Below are 17,683 nucleotides of genomic sequence, written 5' to 3'. Positions count from 1 at the left end.
CGTGACCGGCCCGCGCGGCCCAGCGCCGCTCAGCGTTCGAACTTGGTCGACAGCACGATGGACGAGGTGGTGCGCTCGACGCCATCGAGCGCGCCGATGCGGTCGGTCAGCACGTCCATGTCGCCCACGCTGGGCACCGCGCCGACCGCGATCAGGTCGTGGCTGCCGCTGATCGAATGCAGTACCCGCAGTTCCGGCATCGCGCGCAGGGCGGCGACCACCGAGGTCATCTGCTTCGGATGCACCGCGATCATGATGTGGGCGCGCAGGTGGCTGCGGTCGTATTCGTCGTGGATGCGGACGGTGTAGCCGCTGATCACGCCTTCACGCTCCAGCCGCTCGATGCGGCTCTGCACCGTGGTCCGCGACAGGTTCAGCCGGCGGGCGATCTGGGCGGTGGAAGCGCGCGCGTTCTCACGGAGCACTGAGAGCAGTTGCTGGTCGGCGTCGGTGAGCTTCATGGGGCGGGTTCGTTTCGTCGAATCGACGAAATATCCATGAATTTCGCGCAGATCACAACTGTCAAGCGACGAGTTTATCCAGATAATAGGGGTTTGCCCTTCCTGCCGGAGCTATCCCATGGCCCTGACCGACGCCCTCGCCCCCCTGCGCGCCCATACGGGCCAGCGCCTGACCCTCGGCCTGGACGATGCCGCCGTTGAACGCCTGGCCAAGGGCCATCCGGACTTGGCCGCCGTGATCGAGGCCGCCGCCGCCGAACATGCGCGCCTGAAGGACGAGTTCGCCGAGCTGTTCGACCTGGACGAAACCGAGCAGCTGCGCGCCGTGCAGGCCGGCTACGTCAACTTCTATGCCGACGACGCGATCAACCCCTATATCGCGCTGGCCGCGCGTGGCCCGTGGGTGGTCACCCTCAACGGTGCGGTGCTGTACGACGCGGGCGGCTACGGCATGCTCGGCTTCGGCCACACCCCGGCGGCGGTGCTGGAGGCGATGGCCCGCCCGCAGGTGATGGCCAACATCATGACGCCCAGCCTGTCGCAGTTGCGCTTCGACCGTGCCCTGCGTAAGGAAATCGGCCATACGCGTGGCGGGTGCCCGTTCGCGAAGTTCCTGTGCCTGAATTCCGGTTCCGAATCCGTCGGCCTGGCCGCGCGCATCGCCGACATCAACAGCAAGCTGATGACCGACCCGGACGGTCGCCACGCCGGCCGCACCATCAAGCGCATCGTGGTGAAGGGCAGCTTCCACGGCCGCACCGAACGCCCGGCGCTGTACTCGGATTCCTCGCGCAAGTCCTACCAGCAGCACCTTGCCAGCTACCGCGGCGAGGATTCGGTCATCGCCATCCCGCCGTACGACGTGGACGCGCTGAAGCAGGCGTTCGCCGATGCCGAGAGCAAGGGCTGGTTCGTCGAAGCCGTGTTCCTGGAGCCGGTGATGGGCGAAGGCGACCCGGGCCGGTCCGTGCCGCCGGCGTTCTACGCCGCCGCCCGCGAGCTGACCCGCAGCCACGGCAGCCTGTTCCTGGTGGATTCGATCCAGGCCGGCCTGCGCGCGCACGGCGTGCTGTCGATCGTCGATTACCCCGGCTTCGAAGGCCTGGATGCGCCGGACATGGAGACCTACTCCAAGGCGCTCAACGCCGCGCAGTACCCGCTCTCGGTCCTCGCCGTGAACGAGCGTGCCGCCGGCCTGTACCGCAAGGGCGTGTACGGCAACACCATGACCACCAACCCGCGTGCGCTCGACGTGGCCTGCGCCACGCTGTCCCAGCTGACCCCGCAGGTGCGCGAGAACATCCGCAAGCGCGGCGTCGAAGCCGTGCAGAAGCTGCAGCAGTTGCAGGCGGAGCTCGGCGGCCTGATCACCAACGTGCAGGGCACCGGCCTGCTGTTCTCGTGCGAGCTGTCGCCGGCGTTCAAGTGCTACGGCACCGGTTCGACCGAGGAATGGTTGCGCCAGCAGGGTCTGAACGTCATCCATGGCGGCGCCAACTCGCTGCGATTCACCCCGCACTTCGCCATCGATGGCGAAGAGCTGAACCTGCTGGTCGGCATGGTGGGCAAGGCACTGCGTGAAGGCCCGCGCATCAGCCAGGCCGCGGCGGCCTGATCTCCAGGCCCCTCACGAAAAAGGCGAGCTGCGGCTCGCCTTTTTCTTTCTCGTAGAGCGGGCTTGGCCCGCCATCTGGATCCTGCTGGTGGGCCAAGGCCCGCCCTACGGTTGTGCGGTGAAACGCTCCAGCGATGCCTGGATCAGCGCCTTCGCTTCCGTCGCATCGCCATAGCCGTTGAGCTGCACCGGATTGCGCCCCTTCGGCAGGTCCTTGTAGACACGGAAGAACGCCTCGATGCGCTGGCGCTCGATCTCCGGCAGGTCGGCCAGATCGCGGATGCCCGCGTAGGTCGGATCGATCTTGTCGGTCGGCACGCCGATGATCTTCTCGTCGTGCTTGCCGTCATCGAGCATGCGCAGCACGCCGATCGGGCGGAACTTCACCAGCACGCCCGGATGCAGCGGCTCGCGCGTCAGCACCAGCGCGTCCAGCGGGTCGCCGTCGCCGGCCAGCGTGCGCGGCATCGACCCGTAGTTGGCCGGATACGCCACCGGCATCGACTGGAAACGATCCACGAAGACCAAACCTTCGTCGTTGATCTCGTACTTGGTGAAACTGCCCGCGGGAATCTCCACGGCCAACAGCACCTCGTCCGGCGCGGCCTTCGGCTGCTGGGCGAGGAACGGATGGCGGATGTGCGCTTCGCGCGCGGAAGCGCCCGCGCAGAGCGTAAGCAGGAACATCAGGCAGACAGAACGCATGGCAGGCCTCTTGGAGGAGGGGCTTCAGCCCCGACAGGATGCATTGATGGACACTGAGCAGTCGGGGCAGAAGCCCCTCCTACAGGAACCGGACTATTCCCAGCACCGGTCGGCGCGACCCTTCAGGGTCTCGGCGCGGCGGCAGGTACGTTCCTCGATGCGACCTTCCGCATGTTCGACGAGGTGCTTGCCAGCCGTACCGCTGTCGACGAGCTCGAAGGCGTCATAGAGACGACCGGTCGCCGTGCGCGCTTCGTAACGCAGGCGCGGGCCATCGAAGCGCAGCACCTGGAACAGTTGGGTGTCCTCGGCGACCGGCCGCATGGTCTTGCGCGCTTCGTCGGAAAGGCGGTACTGCTTGGCGCCGGTGACCGACACGACGAACACCGGCGTCGGCGCTTCGTTCTTCAAACGACCGTAGACGTGGTCGTGCCCCTGCAACACCAGGTCGACCTTGCGCTTGCGGATCACCGGCAGAAGATGCTGGCGCAGCAGGACGTTGTCGCGACCTTCGCGCGGAGAGAAGAACGGCTGATGGGTCAGCACGATGCTCCAGCGGTGCGGGTTGCCAGCAAGGACGTCATCCAACCAGGCGGCCTGCGCCTTCGCCGTGCCGAGGTCGAGCGCCGAGGTGCCATCGATCACCACCACGCGCACGTCCTGGTAGTCGAACCAGTACGTGGTCCGCTTCGCCTGCGCTACGCCGTTGCCCGGCAGCGCGAACGTCACCGGCCAGTGCGCGCCCAGCACGCGACGTTCCTGCGGCGTGTCTTCGAACTCTTCGAAGTATTCGTGGTTGCCCGGTGCCGGCGCGACCACCAGCGAGGTCGGCAGCACTTCGTTCGCTTCGAACCACTCGCCCCACTCGTTGTCGTCCTCGCCGTCACCGCCGCTGACCAGGTCGCCAGCGAACAGCGCCAGGCGCGCCTCCGGCGCCGCACGCATCGCCTCGCGGACCACTCGGGTCGTCAGGCTGACGTTCTTGTTCTGGGTATCGCCGAAGTACAGCAGCGTCAGCGGCGCCGTGACCACGGCCGCCGTGCGCGTGTGGTGCCAGGCGCTCCAGGTGCGATCGCCCTGCACGCGCCAGGCGTACAACGTGTCCGGCTGAAGGCCGGTGATATCCGCCCGATGGTGATGGGCTTCGCCGTTCTCGGTCTTCAACGGCGTACTGGTCGCCTTGATGCTTCGCGGCTCCCCCATGTCGGGCGAATCGCCAGCGACGACGATCTCCAGCGACGGTGCGCTGACGCGCGCATCCGTGCGCCAGGCCACCGAGAAGCCGGTGGCCGCATCCTGCGCGGGCGAGGCCACGATGCGATCCGGAAAGCCGCTCGGCGCATAGCGCACCACGCCCTGCGGTACGCGCGTATTGGGTTCGGGCTGGCGCGCCGTCGCATCCTGCGCGAGCGTCGTCGCGCAGATCCCCAGCAACAGCACGGCCAGCACCCACTTCATCCCCGCATCCCCTGCGTGCTTCATTCGGTACGGCACTCGGGCAGCGACAGCGCCTTGGCGATATCGCGCCAGTCGAACGCCGCGACCGCCTGGTCGTCGTCGACGGCATAGAACGCGCCCTGCGGGAAGCGTGCATCGGCGGTCTGGTCCAGCCAGACGCCGTCGGTGTTCGCGGTCTTGTTGCCGGCGAACGCCCCCTTGTACGCCAGCGTGGCGCGATCGAATACGTGGAACACGCTGCGATCCTTGAACTGGTCGGTGGCGATCCAGTAACCGGTGCCGCCGGCGCATTGGGCCAGCGCCATGCCCTCGGCCTGCGCCTTGAACAGGTCCGCGCCGATGTCGCGGCCGCGGTACTTGCCGTCCAGGCCGTACTCGCGCAGGCGCGTACCGACGGCGACGTCCTCTTCGGCCAGCAGCAGGCGGTCGTTCGCCGCATCGCCGAACACGGATTCCGCGATCCGGATCGCACCCGCCTCCCCGGTATCGCCGAAGGTGCCGGCGAGCGTGGCTTTCCAGCCGCCTTCGGCGCGCTGCAGGTGGTAACGCTTGAAGCGCTGGCCCAGCTCGGCGAGCGGCGGTGGCGCGTCCTCGTTCTGCGGCGACATGTAGTTGTCGCTGACGATCACCTCGTATGCGTCTTTCTGCGGACGCACCCACAGGCCATAAGGCTGCTTCAGCGCTTCGGTACCGAATGCCAGCAGCGGCGTGAAGTCGGGCAGCTGGAAGACCTGCACGCGCCGGTTGTCGCGCTCGACCACCAGCACCAGATCGTCGATCACCGCGATGCCGTTCGGCCGTTGCATCTGCCCCAACGCATTGCCCGGGCCCGAAACCGTGCGCAGCTGCTTGCCCGTGCTGCCGTCGTAGACGACCAGGCGGTGCGTGTCCTTCGCGGTGGCGATCAGCCAGCGGCTGCCATCGGCGGCACGCCAGCTGGCCGGCGAATCGACGTTTTCGGCCGGCGTGGCCGCGGTGATGAAGGCTTCAGGCACCACGACATGCGCGATCTTCGCTTCGCTGAGCAGGGGATCCTTCTCGACGTTTTCGTCCGGCTCCTTCTCGCGCGCCTGCCCGACGAGTGCTTCGACCGTCGGCGCGGAGGGTTTTCCACCGCAAGCGACAAGCAGGAAAGGAAGGGCGAGCAAGGCGAGACGTGGTTTCACTGGATTCCCCATGACATGAAGGCGTCAACAAACGGCCATGTTCTACGCAGGCGCCATGACACTTTCATGTCAGCGCACTGCACGTGGATACCTGTCACCGCACGGGAACCTCCGTGTCATGTTTCCGCCATGTGACGTGCTTACAAAGTGGCGTTTACTTTCGTCACGGGGACGACACACATGAAACGCAATGCCTTGGCCGCCTCGCTCGCGCAGGCGCTGTTCTGCGCTGCCCTGCTTCCGGCCAGCCTCGCCGCCACCGCACAGAACCAGGCACCGGACGCCGGCACCGCGGGTGATCCGAAGCAGTTGGACACCGTCGTGGTGCAGGCCGAGATCACCTACCGCGACCGCACCGACGACATCGCGCCCACCCTGGTCTACGACCTGGAGTACTTCCAGCGCTTCGAGCCGAACACCGTGGGCGACATGCTCAAGCGCGTGCCGGGCGTCGGCTTCGTCGGCTCGGACATCATGGAATACGACGGCGTGCAGCTGCGCGGCCTCGGCGGCGGTTACACGCAAGTGCTGATCAACGGCAAGAAGGTGCCGGGCGCCGGTGACGACCGCTCGTTCTATGTCGACCGGATCCCCGCGGAGATGGTGGACCACATCGAGATCAAGCGCAGCGCCAGCGCGAACCGCAGCGGCGACGCGATGGCCGGCGCGATCAACATCGTGCTGCGCGACGCCTATGAGTTCACCGGCAGCTACATCCGGGTCGGCGTGAACCGCTGGGACGACGGCGAGATCAACCCGACCTTCGGTGCCGTGACCTCGTTCGAAGCGCTCGGTGGCCGCCTGTTGGCCGGCATCAACGTGCAGGACCGTTACCGCGCGAAGTCCAAGCGTTCCGATCGCTTCACCGACAACACCCGGGAAGAGAAGGTCAGCTGGGAAGACCAGACCGAGGTCAAGGACGGTCGCGATTACTCGGCCAACCTGTCCTATACCGCGGATGTCGGCGAAACCGGCCGCTTCAGCATCGACGGCTTCTACGTCAAGACCGACCGCGACGTCACCGAAGTGTCCTTCGAAGAGGAACTGGACGACGACGAGACGGTCAACATCCGCGTGCCCGGCCTGGACCCGTACGACCAGAAGAACTACGGCGTCGGCGCCGAGTACAAGTTCGACATGGCCGGCGGCACCACCGCCGTGAGCGTGGACCATGCGCGCTTCGAGAACTCGCAGGCCACCACCGAGGGCGAACACGTCTACGTGAGCGGCGCGGAGAACTGGGACGACACCTGGAGCATCCCCGCCGACGCCGAGTGGGACGAAACCGTCTACGAAGCCGAGTCCGTGACCGCCAAGGACGCCGAGACCGGCTTCAGGCTGACCCATGCACGCCCGGTGGGCGGTGCCGAACTGGAATTCGGCGTGGACTACCGCACCAAGAAGCGTGAAGGCCTGGTGGTCAGCTATGAGTGGGAAGCGGACGACGATGGCCAGACGCCGGCCTCCCTGGCGGACTACGACCTGGACGGCAGCGTCGCGTCGGTGATCGAGGAAAAGCGCCTCGACCCGTACATCATGCTCAGCGGCAAGGGCGAAGCGTTCTCGTGGGAAGCGGGCCTGCGCTACGAGACCACCAAGTCCAAGGTGGAGTATCTCGAAGACGAAGAAAGCGAAGGCCGCGTCAGCAAGGACTACAACGAACTGCTGCCGTCGGTGAACCTGCGCTGGAACCTGGGCGATGCGGACCGCATCAGCCTGTCGCTGGCCAAGACCATCAAGCGCCCGAACTTCAACGAGCTGCTGCCGGCGCTGCTGGATGGCGAGTTCGGCGACAACGACTACATCGGCAACCCGGAACTCGATCCGGAGACCGCCAACGGCCTCGACCTCGGTTTCGAACACCGCCTCGGCCGCAAGGGTGTGGTCGGCCTGAATTTCTTCTATCGCGACGTCAAGGACCTCATCGAGATCGTCAACACCGGCGAGCCCAGCGAAGAGATGCAGGACACCTGGGCCGACATGATCGACGACGGCGACGCCGTCGATCTGGCGGATGCGATGGCGCAGGAGCCGGCGTCGAGCTGGTTGTACACCTCTTCCAATGTCGGCGACGGCAAGGTCTACGGTTTCGAGTTCGACGTGTCCACGCCGCTGTCCGCCTTCGGCCTGGAGAACACCGGCGTCTTCGCCAACTACTCGTGGGTGAAGTCGAAGGTGGACGACTTCCTCGGCGAGCGTCGCTTCAACGACCAGGCCAAGTCCGTCTACAACATCGGCTTCATCCAGGATCTGCCGACCCTGGGCGCCAGCTTCGGCGCGACCTACCGCAAGCAGGGCGATGCCTACACGCGCGTGCTGGGCGAAGAAGTGCTCATCCGCTACGGCGGCGAGCTGGACGTGTTCGTGGAGAAGCGCTTCGGCAAGAGCGTGTCGGTGCGCCTGAGCGCCAACAACCTGCTGGATGCGAGCAAGGACGAGTTCTTCGACAAGTTCAACACGCTGCAGGACCAGATCGACCGCGACTACGACGAGTACGAGCTTGAGACCGAAGAGGCAGGCCCGAGCTACCAGTTGGTCATGCGCTGGGCGTTCTGATCGACGGCGTCGCCACGCGCCGATCCAGGCAGGAAGCCGGCGCAAGCCGGCTTCCTGCTTTGTGGGACAACAGGGTTTGATGCAGACTTCCCGCATCGCCTGCTGCCCTGCCCCCGCCATGAAGACCGTCGAAGTCCGCCACCCCCTCGTACAGCACAAGATCGGCCTGTTGCGGAATGCCGGCCTCAACACCAAGGATTTCCGCGAACTGGTGACCGAGCTGGGCACGCTGCTGGCCTACGAGGCCACCGCCGACCTGGAACTGACGACCGAGACGATGGCGGGCTGGGCCGGTCCGGTGGCGGTGAAGAAGATCGCCGGCGCCAAGATCACCCTGGTGCCGATCCTGCGCGCCGGCCTGGGCATGTTGCCGGGCGTACTGGCGCTGATCCCCACTGCGCGCGTCAGCGTGGTCGGCCTGCAGCGCGACGAGGAAACGCTGCAGCCGGTGCCGTACTTCGAGAAGCTGACTGGACGGCTGGAGGAGCGTGATGCGCTGATCCTCGACCCGATGCTGGCCACCGGCGGCACGCTGATCGCCACGATCGACATGCTCAAGCGGGCCGGGGCGAAACGGATCAAGGGCATCTTCCTGGTCGCCGCCCCGGAAGGCCTGAAAGCGCTGGAAGCGGCGCACCCCGATGTCGAGGTCTACACCGCCGCCATCGACGAGCGCCTCAACGACAAGGGCTACATCCTGCCGGGCCTGGGCGATGCAGGCGACCGCATCTTCGGCACGCGGATCGGCTGACCGCCGCGCTCAACGGCGCAGCCAGCGCTCGGTCTGCGAATCCGGCGCGTCCAGCACACTCGCCGCGGCCGCATCGTCCAGCACTTCGGCGCGCAGGAACGCCGTGCCGACATCGCGGGCGCGGAGGTAGGCCGCTTCGGATTCATCGCCGACCAGGTTGTGCTCGCCACCGGCCAGCACCAGGGCGAACTTGTCGCCGGCCGGCGCGGTTTCCACCGGGTACAGATGGTCCTTCGCGTCGCTGACGAAGCCAGGCACGAAATCCCTGTCGCCGGTGACGATAAGCACCGGCACCGCGACGGACGCATAGGTGGTGGGCGTGACCAGGCCAGGAATCCTGCCCGGTGAGGAATACCCCACCACGGCCGTCACCGATGGATCGCGCAGCGGCGCCATGTCGGCCATCGCGCCGCCCAGTGCCAGTGAAATCAGCGTGCCGTAGCTGTGACCGGCGGCCGCGACCGGTACGGCTGGCCAATGCGCCGCCGCGTAGGCGCTGGCCGCCTTCATGTCGGACAGACGCTCCATGAAGCCCTGCTGCGGCGAGAACTTCTCGCGCTCCGGATACTTCATCGAGTCGACATGCAGCGGCGCGACCACCGCGAACCCCGCCTCGCGCCACGCCTGCAGCAAGGCGTCGTAACGCTCCGGCCAGGAACCATGGCCCGTGGAAAACAGCACCACGCCTCGCACCTGCGCCGGCTCCCACACGGCCAGCGTGGTGGCGCGTTCGGGCGACACCTGCAGGGGCACCGTGACAGTGGGGGCGGCGAAGGCGGCCTGCGCCATCGCCAACGACGTGAACGCCAGGGCAACGATGCTGCGGAAGGAGAAGCGCTTGTTCATGCCGGACCCCGTATGGAAGACGGGGCCAGTGTGCCGACGGAGCCGTGCCGCGACAGGAGCCGGTGGTCACCCGCAGCGGGTGCCGAAAGTCACTTCATGCAGCCAGCGGGCGCGCGTGCAGTTCGGCGACCTCGTGCGCGACGCCGAACCTGCCCTTCTCGTCCCGGGTCACCTGCGCCAGCGCGCAGCCCGGGTCGTGGGTGAAGAACAGATGGACGTTGCGCGCCAGCTTGTCTTCCAGGAAGGCGCGCTTCTCGTCGATCAGCAGTTCGGCATTGCGGTCGTAGCCCATGGTGATGGGCACATGCACCCAGGATCGGCCCGGAATCAGGTCGGCGCAGAACACCACGCCGCCATGCGGCTGGCCGTCGGTACCTGCCGCACCGATCACCTCCGCCAGCATCAGTCCCGGCGTGTGGCCATCGCTGAAGCTGAAACGGACCGCGCTGCCCAGCGCATCCGAGTACTCGCCCGAAACGAGTTCCAGTCGCCCACTGGCTTCCAGCAGCGGCTGCAACTCCGGGATGAAGCTGGCGCGATCGCGCGGGTGCGGCTTCAGCGCCCGCTGCCAGTGGTCGGCGCCGACGATGAAGGTCGCGTTGGGGAACAGCAGTTCCGGCGCACGTCCTTCCTGCCACGGCGCGAGCAGACCGCCGGCGTGGTCGAAGTGGAGATGACTGAGCACCACCACGTCGATGTCCTCGTGGGAGAAGCCCGCGTCGCGCAAAGAATCCAGCAGCACATGCCGTTCTTCCTGCACGCCGAATCGCGCGCGCATCTTCGGCTCGAAGAACGCGCCGATGCCGGTTTCGAACAACACCGTCTTGCCGTCGAGCGGCTGCACCAGCAGCGCGCGGCAGGCCAGCTCGATGCGGTTCTCGGCGTCGGGCGGCGACCACTTTTCCCACATGGCGCGCGGCGCGTTGCCGAACATCGCACCGCCATCGAGTTTCTGGGAATTGCCCAGCAGCGACCAGAGTTTCATGGGGCGATTCTACGCCCCGTTTCGCTGTGGGAGCGACGTCAGTCGCGACGATGCTCCCGGGCGACCTTTCGCGACTGACGTCGCTCCCACAACGTGGATTTCAGGGCCTGGCCGACTCGACCACCTTGGCCGCCCCGACCGGATTGCGCGGATCGCTGCCACCCATCAGCGTGTTGGTGGCCTTGTCCCACTCCACCGTCTGCAGGTTGCCCCAGACATGGCTGGAACCGCGGCCACCCTGCGCAGTGTTGCCTGCGACCTTGAACCGGTGGCCCATGGCTTCGAGCGTCTGTTGCGTGGCCGGGCTCAGCGCACCGGTCTCCATCTCGATCAGGTCCGGCATCCACTGGTGGTGGAAGCGCGGCAGCGCAGCGACCGCTTGCGGCTCCAGCCCGGCGTCATAGCCGAGGACACCCAACAGCACCATGGTGATGATGCGGCTGCCGCCCGGCGTGCCCAGCACGGCGACCTTGTCCGGCGATTCCAGGAAGGTCGGCGTCATCGAGCTGAGCATGCGCTTGCGCGGTTTCGGCGCATTCGCGTCGTAGCCCATCACGCCGAACGCATTCGGCGTGCCCGGCTTCAGCGCGAAATCGTCCATCTCGTTGTTCAGCAGCACGCCGGTACCGGGCGGCACCAGGCCCGAGCCGTACAACAGGTTGACGGTCTGGGTGCCGGCAACGCGGTTGCCTTCGGCATCGATGATGGAGAAGTGGGTGGTTTCTTCGTCCTCGAGCGGCGTCTGCAAGCCGGAGAGCAGATCGCTGGGCGTCGCCTTCTGCGGGTTGATCGTCGCGCGCAGCCCGGCCGCGTAGTACGGGCTGGTCAGCGTCTTCATCGGGATCTCGACGAAGTCCGGATCGCCCAGGTAGAAGGTACGGTCGCGGAAGGCGCGGCGCATCGATTCCACGACCAGGTGCGTGCGCTGCGCTTCGTCCAGCTTCGACAGGTCGTAGGCGTCGAGGATCTGCAGCATCTGCGTCAGCGCCACGCCACCGGACGACGGCGGTGGCGCGGTGGTCACCTGCCAGTCGTTGTACTTGAAGGTCAGCGGCTCGCGCTCGCGCACGGTGTAGCCGGCCAGTTCCTTCGCGGTCCACTGCCCACCTTCGGCCTTCACCCCGGCCAGCAGCAGCTTCGCGGTTTCGCCACGATAGAAACCATCGAAGCCCCGTGCGGCCAGGCGCTCCAGCGTGCGCGCCAGATCGGGCTGCCTGAAGACATCGCCCTCCTCGATCGGCTTCCCGCCCACCAGGTAGACGGCGCGCGTGCCCTTGTAGCGCTCCATGACGTCGCGACGCGCCTGGTAACCGCGCGCCATGCGCGCATAGACGGGAAAGCCCTCGCGTGCGGTACGGATCGCCGGTGCCAGCGAGGCTTTCAGCGGCAGCCGCCCGTACTTCTCCGCCAGATGCACGAAGGCGGCCGGCAGGCCCGGGATGCCAGCGGCCCACGGGCCGTTCTCGGCGCGATCCCGGTTGAAGTCGCCATTCGGCAACAGGTATTTGTCGGGCGTCGATGCGGCGGGCGCGGTTTCGCGCGCATCGATGAAGACGTCCTTGCCCGTCTTGCCATCGTGCAGCAGGAAGAATCCGCCGCCACCGAGGCCGGAACTGATCGGCTCCACCACGGAGAGCGTCGACGACACCGCGATGGCGGCATCGAACGCATTGCCCCCCTGCGCAATGACATCCAGGCCCGCCTGCGTGGCGAGCGCATGCGCGCTCGCGATGGCGGTGCCGGGGGGATGCGGGGAAGACGTGCGGGTGGCGTCGGCCGCCCATGCGGCGGGCGCAAAGGCGACGACGAACAGCAAGGCAAAAAGACGGCGTTGGATCACGATCGCTCCTGGTGCGAAAACCGGCACGAAGCGATGGCGCGTGGGCGATGCTCAGCCGGCCTGCAGCCGCAGCATCTTCGCCAGCAACGCTTCGTGGGTCTCAGGATACGCCGGATCGGGATCGATGCACTCGACGGGGCACACGACGACACATTGCGGTTCGTCATGATGGCCGACGCATTCGGTGCAACGCGCCGGGTCGATCACGTAGATCGTGTCGCCCATCGAGATGGCCTGGTTGGGACAGGCCGGCTCGCAGACATCACAGTTGACGCAGAGCTCGTTGATCTTGAGTGACATTTTCTTTCGTCATTCCCGCCTTCGCGGGGGCCGCCGTGCGGCGGCCACGCGCCGGGAGGTCACTTGGCTTCGACGAACAGGTATTCGGCGCCGCTCGGGGTTACCGCAGCCTTCACGCGCTCGCTGTCCTCGGTCTTGCCGATGAACAGGATGCGCACGCCCTTGAAGGTATCGGCCTGCACGCCGTCGAACGCGGCCACGGCCAGGTCGGCGATCTTGACGCTGGACGGCGAACCGAACGCGATCAGGTTGCCGCTGGTCACGCCGCGCGCCACGGCGCCCTTGGCCTGTTCCAGCTGGCGGCCGTACTTGGCTTCGAACTCCGGATCGGTTTCAGCCGGCAGGTAGTACACGTACGGGGTGTTGGTGATCGTGCCCATGTTGGCGTCGACGACCTTGCTCAGGTACTCCTTCCACGGGCCGTCTTCGCCGGTGGTCGGCGCGACCAGGGCGACTTCCGCCGGTTCGGCCGGGGCTTCTTCCTGCTTCTTGCACGCCGTGAACGGCAGCACGAGGCAGGCGGTGAGCAGCATGCGGGTTGCGATGTTCTTCATGGGTCTTCCCCCTCCTGTTGGATCTGTTGTCGGAATGCGGGCGCTCAGGCGCCCTTCTCGGTCTGCCATTGTGCCTTGAGCGCGGCGACCACCGCCGGCGGCACGAAACCGGACACGTCCCCGCCCAGGCGCGCGATCTCGCGGACCAGCGACGAGGAAATGAAGCCGTACTGCTCGGCCGGCGTCAGGAACAGCGTCTCCACCTCGGGAATCAGGTGCCGGTTCATGCTGGCCAGCTGGAACTCGTACTCGAAGTCGGACACGGCGCGCAGGCCGCGCAGCAGCACGCCGCCGCCCACGTCCTTCACAAAATGCGCGAGCAGGCCGTCGAAACCGCGCACTTCCACGTGCGGGTGCCGCGCCACGGCGTCGCGCGCCAACTCCACGCGCTGCGCCAGCGGCAGCGCCGGGCCTTTGCCGGGGCTCTCGGCCACACCGATGATCACCCGCTCGAACAGCGGCGCGGCCCGATCGATCAGGTCGATATGGCCATTGGTGATCGGGTCGAACGTGCCGGGATAAACGGCCGTCCGGGTGCGTGCCACAGTCATGCAGTCGTCGCCGGCGAATCGTCGGGCCGCAGTGTAACAGCGGCCTGCGCCCCGGGGGTGCGGTAGAGCGCGTAGCGGACGTCGCGGGTCTGGCCTTCGCGGTGCAGGGCCCAGCCCGGCGGCACCGCCGGGATCGTCCCCGCCGGCGCTTCCACGTAGACCCAGGCATCCGTCGCCAGCCGTGGCGAGAGCGCCGCCAGCGCGCGTTCCCACAGCCCGTCGGCGAACGGCGGATCGAGGAAGACCAGATCGAAACGGGCTGCCTCGCTGGACAACCAGACCAGTGCGTCCTGCGCCACCACCGTGGCCTCCGCCCCCAGCCGGCCGACGGCCTCGCGCAGTGCCCTCGCCAGATCAGGATCCCGCTCCACCAGGACGGCATGCGCCGCGCCACGAGACAGGGCTTCCAACCCCAGCGCGCCAGTGCCTGCGAACAGGTCCAGCACGCGCGCGCCCGGCAACACCGGCATCAGCCAGTTGAACAGCGTCTCGCGCACGCGGTCGCTGCTGGGTCGCAGACCCTGCCGGTCCGGCACCGCCAGTTTCGTGCCGCGCCAGCGCCCGCCGATGATCCGCACCTGGCCTGCGCCACGCGCGGCAGGGGCGGAAGGTGTCTGGCGCGGCGAAGAGGGCTTCCGGGGCATCGGCGGCATCGTGCGAGGGGCTTCGCATGATAGCGGCGGAGTCCCTTCCACCGGGCCAGGCCGGTTGAAAACCCCCGCCGAACCCATACACCTGTCCCATCGGCCGCACCGGCTGCCCACGCCCGATTCCATGGAGCAAGACCGCGATGACCGTTGAAGCGCACAAGGAAACACTGGGTTTCCAGGCCGAAGTGAAGCAGCTGCTCCAGCTGATGATCCACTCGCTGTACTCGAACAAGGAAATCTTCCTGCGCGAGCTGGTCTCCAACGCCGCCGATGCCGCCGACAAGCTGCGCTTCGAAGCGCTGAAGGAACCCGGCCTGCTCGAGGAAGACCCGACGCTGCGCATCCGCATCGGCTTCGATGCCGGCGCGCGCACCGTCACCATCGACGACAACGGCATCGGCATGAGCCGCGACGAAGCCATCGCCCACCTGGGCACGATCGCCAAGTCCGGCACGGGCGAATTCCTGCGCGCCCTGAGCGGCGACCAAAAGAAGGATGCGAACCTGATCGGCCAGTTCGGCGTGGGCTTCTACAGCGCCTTCATCGTGGCCGACCGCGTGGACGTGTACAGCCGCCGCGCCGGCCTGCCGGCCAGCGAAGGCGTGCACTGGGCCAGCGCTGGCGAAGGCGATTTCGAAGTCGCGACCGTCGACAAGCCCGAACGCGGCACGCGCATCGTGCTGCACCTGAAGGACGGCGAGGAAGGCTTCGCCGACGGCTGGAAGCTGCGCGGCATCGTCAAGAAGTACTCCGACCACGTCGGCCTGCCGATCGAGATGCCGAAAGAGCAGCATGGCGAGGACGCGCCGGCGACGATCGAATGGGAAGCCGTCAACAAGGCCAGCGCGCTGTGGACGCGTTCCAAGTCCGAGATCAAGGACGAGGAATACACCGAGTTCTACAAGCACATCGCCCACGACTTCACCGATCCGGTCGCGTGGAGCCACAACAAGGTCGAAGGAAAGCTGGAGTACACCTCGCTGCTGTACGTGCCGGGCCGCGCGCCGTTCGACCTGTACCACCGCGACGGCGCCAAGGGCCTGAAGCTGTACGTGCAGCGCGTCTTCATCATGGACCAGGCCGAGCAGTTCCTGCCGCTGTACCTGCGCTTCCTGCGCGGCGTGGTGGATTCGTCGGACCTGTCGCTCAATGTCTCGCGCGAAATCCTCCAGTCCGGCCCGGTCGTCGATTCGATGCGTGCGGCGCTCACCAAGCGCGCGCTCGACATGCTGGAGAAACTGGCGAAGGACAAGCCCGAGGACTACAAGGCGTTCTGGACGAATTTCGGCCAGGTGCTGAAGGAAGGCCCGGCCGAGGATTACGGCTATCGCGAGAAAGTTGCCGGCCTGCTGCGTTTCGCCTCCACCCGCGACGGTTCGGCCGACCCCTCGGTATCGCTCGCCGATTACGTGGGTCGCCTGCAGGACGGCCAGGACAAGCTGTACTACCTCACCGGCGAGTCGCATGTGCAGATCAAGGACAGCCCGCACCTGGAGATCTTCCGCAAGAAGGGTATCGAAGTGCTGCTGCTGACCGACCGCATGGACGAATGGATGATGGGCTACCTGACCGAGTTCGACGGCAAGTCGTTCGTCGACGTCGCCCGCGGCGACCTGGACCTGGGCGCGCTGGACAGCGAGGACGAGAAGAAGGCACAGGAAGACACCGCCAAGGCCAAGGAAGCGCTGACCGGCCGCCTGAAGACGGTGCTCGGCCTGGACGTGGCTGACGTGCGCGTCTCGCACCGCCTGACCGATTCCCCCGCGATCCTCGCCATGGGCCAGGGCGACCTGGGCGTACAGATGCGCCAGCTGCTGGAAGCCAGCGGCCAGCAGGTACCCGAGAGCAAGCCGGTGTTCGAGTTCAACCCGGAGCATCCGCTGATCGCCCGACTGGATGCCGAGACCGATGCCAACCGCTTCGCCAGCCTGACCCGCGTGCTGTTCGACCAGGCCGCACTGGCCGCAGGCGAGAGCCTCAAGGACCCGGCCGGCTACGTGAAACGCCTCAACGCACTACTGCTGGAGCTGTCCGCGTAGCCCGGGTAGAGCCAAAGGCGAAACCCGGGGACCCGCAGTCCCGCCAACACCATCGAAACCATCGCGCGGACAGCCCCGGGTTTCGCTGCGCTCTAAGGCGAAACCCGGGGACCCGCAGTCCCGCCAACACCATCGAAACCATCGCGCGGACAGCCCCGGGTTTCGCTGCGCTCTACCCGGGCTACGTGGGGTGATTCAGGCGTTCACGTCCAACAGGCTGCCCAGGGCTTGGTCCGCGATGTTCAACACGAAAAGGGGCACCAACATCGCCTCTTGGATCCGTAGCCCGGGTAGAGCCGAAGGCGAAACCCGGGGACCCGCAGTCCCGCCAACACCATCGACACCAACGCGCGGACAGCCCCGGGTTTCGCTGCGCTCTACCCGGGCTACGTGGGGCGGTTCAGGCGTTCACGTCCAACAGGCTGCCCAGGGCCTGGTCCGCGATGTTCAACACGAAAAGGGGCACCAACATCGCCTCTTGGATCCGTAGCCCGGGTAGAGCCAAAGGCGAAACCCGGGGACCCGCAGTCCCGCCAACACCATCGAAACCATCGCGCGGACAGCCCCGGGTTTCGCTGCGCTCTAGAGCCAAAGGCGAAACCCGGGGACCCGCAGTCCCGCCAACACCATCGAAACCATCGCGCGGACAGCCCCGGGTTTCGCTGCGCTCTACCCGGGCTACGTGGGGTGGTTCAAGCCTTGACGTCGAGCAGGCTGCCCAGCGTCTGGTCGGCGACTTTCAGGACGAACAGGTTGGCGCCGAACATCGTCCGGTACGACAGCATGGCGCCGATGTCCTCGACCGGTGCCGCGGGGTCGGCCTGGGCGCCGACCACCGTCGCGGACACCCCGTTGCCAGGACCGGCGGACAAGGCCACGCCCTGCCGCGCTGCATCCGGCGTGGCGAGGTTGGCGATGTTGTGCGCGGCGGCCTGCATGCCGAGCGAGGCGGCGCGCAGTCCCGAGGTGGCGATGCCGGCGATGGGGGTCATGCGATGACTCCGCAGGGTATCCAGCCTCGATATCGGCCGCGGTCGACCCCACTTTAGCCCGGCGTCCACGGCCCGCCGACGGACGGGTGGTAGCATGTCGCTCTCTTCGAGATACCCCCTGAAATGATCGGTTTTTTCCGCCGCAAGAAGCCTCAGGACGGCCCGGACGCCGCCCCGCCCCGCCCCAGCACCGAAGACCTCGCCGCCGCGCTTC

Annotated in this window: 15 protein-coding genes and 1 pseudogene; 4 read left to right on the top strand and 12 right to left on the bottom strand. The window is 66.9% G+C overall.

The annotated features are described in order from the left end of the window. Positions 1-29: 29 nt before the first annotated feature. Positions 30-461: an Lrp/AsnC family transcriptional regulator gene (locus ASD72_RS01860; protein WP_056878255.1), complete on the bottom strand. Its 432-nt coding sequence runs from the start codon at positions 459-461 to the stop codon at positions 30-32. Positions 462-579: 118 nt separating this feature from the next. Here ASD72_RS01860 and ASD72_RS01855 point away from each other — a divergent pair, with 118 nt between their 5' ends. After that, positions 580-2,076, top strand: coding sequence for an aminotransferase class III-fold pyridoxal phosphate-dependent enzyme (locus ASD72_RS01855; RefSeq protein ID WP_056878254.1), 1,497 nt, complete (start codon positions 580-582; stop codon positions 2,074-2,076). A gap of 105 nt (positions 2,077-2,181) precedes the next feature. Here ASD72_RS01855 and ASD72_RS01850 read toward each other — a convergent pair whose 3' ends face one another. The 3 genes and pseudogenes from ASD72_RS01850 to ASD72_RS01840 all read right to left on the bottom strand — a co-directional run. After that, positions 2,182-2,763, bottom strand: coding sequence for an inorganic diphosphatase (locus ASD72_RS01850; RefSeq protein ID WP_235577915.1), 582 nt, complete (start codon positions 2,761-2,763; stop codon positions 2,182-2,184). 111 nt (positions 2,764-2,874) lie between these two features. Then, on the bottom strand, positions 2,875-4,263 hold the full coding sequence (locus ASD72_RS01845) for a metallophosphoesterase family protein (RefSeq protein WP_235577903.1): 1,389 nt from the start codon (positions 4,261-4,263) through the stop codon (positions 2,875-2,877). Further along, positions 4,260-5,300: pseudogene (locus tag ASD72_RS01840) on the bottom strand (phytase); the annotation flags it as partial. The pseudogene ASD72_RS01840 and the gene ASD72_RS01845, both read right to left, overlap by 4 nt. Before the next feature lie 285 nt (positions 5,301-5,585). On the opposite strand from ASD72_RS01840, the gene ASD72_RS01835 reads away from it, so the two are divergent. Continuing rightward, a complete protein-coding gene (locus ASD72_RS01835; RefSeq protein WP_056878251.1) occupies positions 5,586-7,961 on the top strand; it encodes a TonB-dependent receptor in 2,376 nt (791 codons plus the stop codon). A gap of 118 nt (positions 7,962-8,079) precedes the next feature. Next, positions 8,080-8,712, top strand: a complete 633-nt coding sequence (gene upp, locus ASD72_RS01830; protein WP_056878250.1) for a uracil phosphoribosyltransferase — start codon at positions 8,080-8,082, stop codon at positions 8,710-8,712. Between the two features lie 9 nt (positions 8,713-8,721). Here the strand turns inward: upp and ASD72_RS01825 are convergent, their stop codons facing one another. From ASD72_RS01825 to rsmD, 7 genes are all read right to left on the bottom strand, one after another. Further along, on the bottom strand, positions 8,722-9,558 hold the full coding sequence (locus ASD72_RS01825) for an alpha/beta hydrolase (RefSeq protein ID WP_056878249.1): 837 nt from the start codon (positions 9,556-9,558) through the stop codon (positions 8,722-8,724). 94 nt (positions 9,559-9,652) lie between these two features. After that, entirely contained in the window at positions 9,653-10,543 is an 891-nt protein-coding gene (locus ASD72_RS01820) for an MBL fold metallo-hydrolase (protein ID WP_056878248.1), read from the bottom strand. Positions 10,544-10,643: 100 nt separating this feature from the next. Further along, complete coding sequence (gene ggt, locus ASD72_RS01815; RefSeq protein WP_235577901.1) at positions 10,644-12,383, bottom strand: gamma-glutamyltransferase; 1,740 nt, start codon at positions 12,381-12,383, stop codon at positions 10,644-10,646. Between the two features lie 51 nt (positions 12,384-12,434). Further along, on the bottom strand, positions 12,435-12,683 hold the full coding sequence (locus ASD72_RS01810) for a YfhL family 4Fe-4S dicluster ferredoxin (RefSeq protein WP_056878246.1): 249 nt from the start codon (positions 12,681-12,683) through the stop codon (positions 12,435-12,437). 59 nt (positions 12,684-12,742) lie between these two features. Further along, positions 12,743-13,237, bottom strand: coding sequence for a hypothetical protein (locus ASD72_RS01805; protein ID WP_056878245.1), 495 nt, complete (start codon positions 13,235-13,237; stop codon positions 12,743-12,745). A gap of 44 nt (positions 13,238-13,281) precedes the next feature. Next, on the bottom strand, positions 13,282-13,788 hold the full coding sequence (coaD, locus tag ASD72_RS01800) for a pantetheine-phosphate adenylyltransferase (protein ID WP_056878244.1): 507 nt from the start codon (positions 13,786-13,788) through the stop codon (positions 13,282-13,284). Continuing rightward, positions 13,785-14,432 carry a 16S rRNA (guanine(966)-N(2))-methyltransferase RsmD gene (gene rsmD / locus ASD72_RS01795; protein WP_056878480.1) on the bottom strand — a complete coding sequence of 216 codons (648 nt, stop codon included), beginning with the start codon at positions 14,430-14,432 and terminating at the stop codon, positions 13,785-13,787. Before rsmD ends, coaD begins: the two co-directional genes overlap by 4 nt. 146 nt (positions 14,433-14,578) lie before the next feature. Here rsmD and htpG point away from each other — a divergent pair, with 146 nt between their 5' ends. Further along, the gene (gene htpG / locus ASD72_RS01790; RefSeq protein WP_056878243.1) at positions 14,579-16,477 is read left to right on the top strand and encodes a molecular chaperone HtpG; all 1,899 of its coding nucleotides are present in this window, start codon (positions 14,579-14,581) and stop codon (positions 16,475-16,477) included. Positions 16,478-17,169: 692 nt separating this feature from the next. On the opposite strand, the gene ASD72_RS01785 is transcribed toward htpG, so the two are convergent. Next, positions 17,170-17,469 (bottom strand): hypothetical protein, encoded by a 300-nt coding sequence (locus tag ASD72_RS01785; RefSeq protein WP_056878242.1) that lies wholly within the window; start codon positions 17,467-17,469, stop codon positions 17,170-17,172. Positions 17,470-17,683: the final 214 nt, after the last annotated feature.

The sequence above is a fragment of the Pseudoxanthomonas sp. Root630 genome (assembly GCF_001427585.1).
GTDB lineage: Bacteria > Pseudomonadota > Gammaproteobacteria > Xanthomonadales > Xanthomonadaceae > Pseudoxanthomonas_A.
Note: the sequence above shows the minus strand (reverse complement) of the source record. Positions and strands in the feature narration are given on the sequence as shown.

Coding starts and splice junctions, on each gene's coding strand:
- ASD72_RS01785 (WP_056878242.1), bottom strand. CDS start 17,469: ATGACCCCCATCGCCGGCATCGCCACCTCGGGACTGCGCGCCGCCTCG.
- upp (WP_056878250.1), top strand. CDS start 8,080: ATGAAGACCGTCGAAGTCCGCCACCCCCTCGTACAGCACAAGATCGGC.
- htpG (WP_056878243.1), top strand. CDS start 14,579: ATGACCGTTGAAGCGCACAAGGAAACACTGGGTTTCCAGGCCGAAGTG.
- coaD (WP_056878244.1), bottom strand. CDS start 13,788: ATGACTGTGGCACGCACCCGGACGGCCGTTTATCCCGGCACGTTCGAC.
- ASD72_RS01810 (WP_056878246.1), bottom strand. CDS start 12,683: ATGTCACTCAAGATCAACGAGCTCTGCGTCAACTGTGATGTCTGCGAG.
- ASD72_RS01850 (WP_235577915.1), bottom strand. CDS start 2,763: ATGTTCCTGCTTACGCTCTGCGCGGGCGCTTCCGCGCGCGAAGCGCAC.
- rsmD (WP_056878480.1), bottom strand. CDS start 14,432: ATGCCCCGGAAGCCCTCTTCGCCGCGCCAGACACCTTCCGCCCCTGCC.
- ASD72_RS01860 (WP_056878255.1), bottom strand. CDS start 461: ATGAAGCTCACCGACGCCGACCAGCAACTGCTCTCAGTGCTCCGTGAG.
- ASD72_RS01845 (WP_235577903.1), bottom strand. CDS start 4,263: ATGAAGCACGCAGGGGATGCGGGGATGAAGTGGGTGCTGGCCGTGCTG.
- ASD72_RS01835 (WP_056878251.1), top strand. CDS start 5,586: ATGAAACGCAATGCCTTGGCCGCCTCGCTCGCGCAGGCGCTGTTCTGC.
- ASD72_RS01805 (WP_056878245.1), bottom strand. CDS start 13,237: ATGAAGAACATCGCAACCCGCATGCTGCTCACCGCCTGCCTCGTGCTG.
- ASD72_RS01855 (WP_056878254.1), top strand. CDS start 580: ATGGCCCTGACCGACGCCCTCGCCCCCCTGCGCGCCCATACGGGCCAG.
- ASD72_RS01825 (WP_056878249.1), bottom strand. CDS start 9,558: ATGAACAAGCGCTTCTCCTTCCGCAGCATCGTTGCCCTGGCGTTCACG.
- ASD72_RS01820 (WP_056878248.1), bottom strand. CDS start 10,543: ATGAAACTCTGGTCGCTGCTGGGCAATTCCCAGAAACTCGATGGCGGT.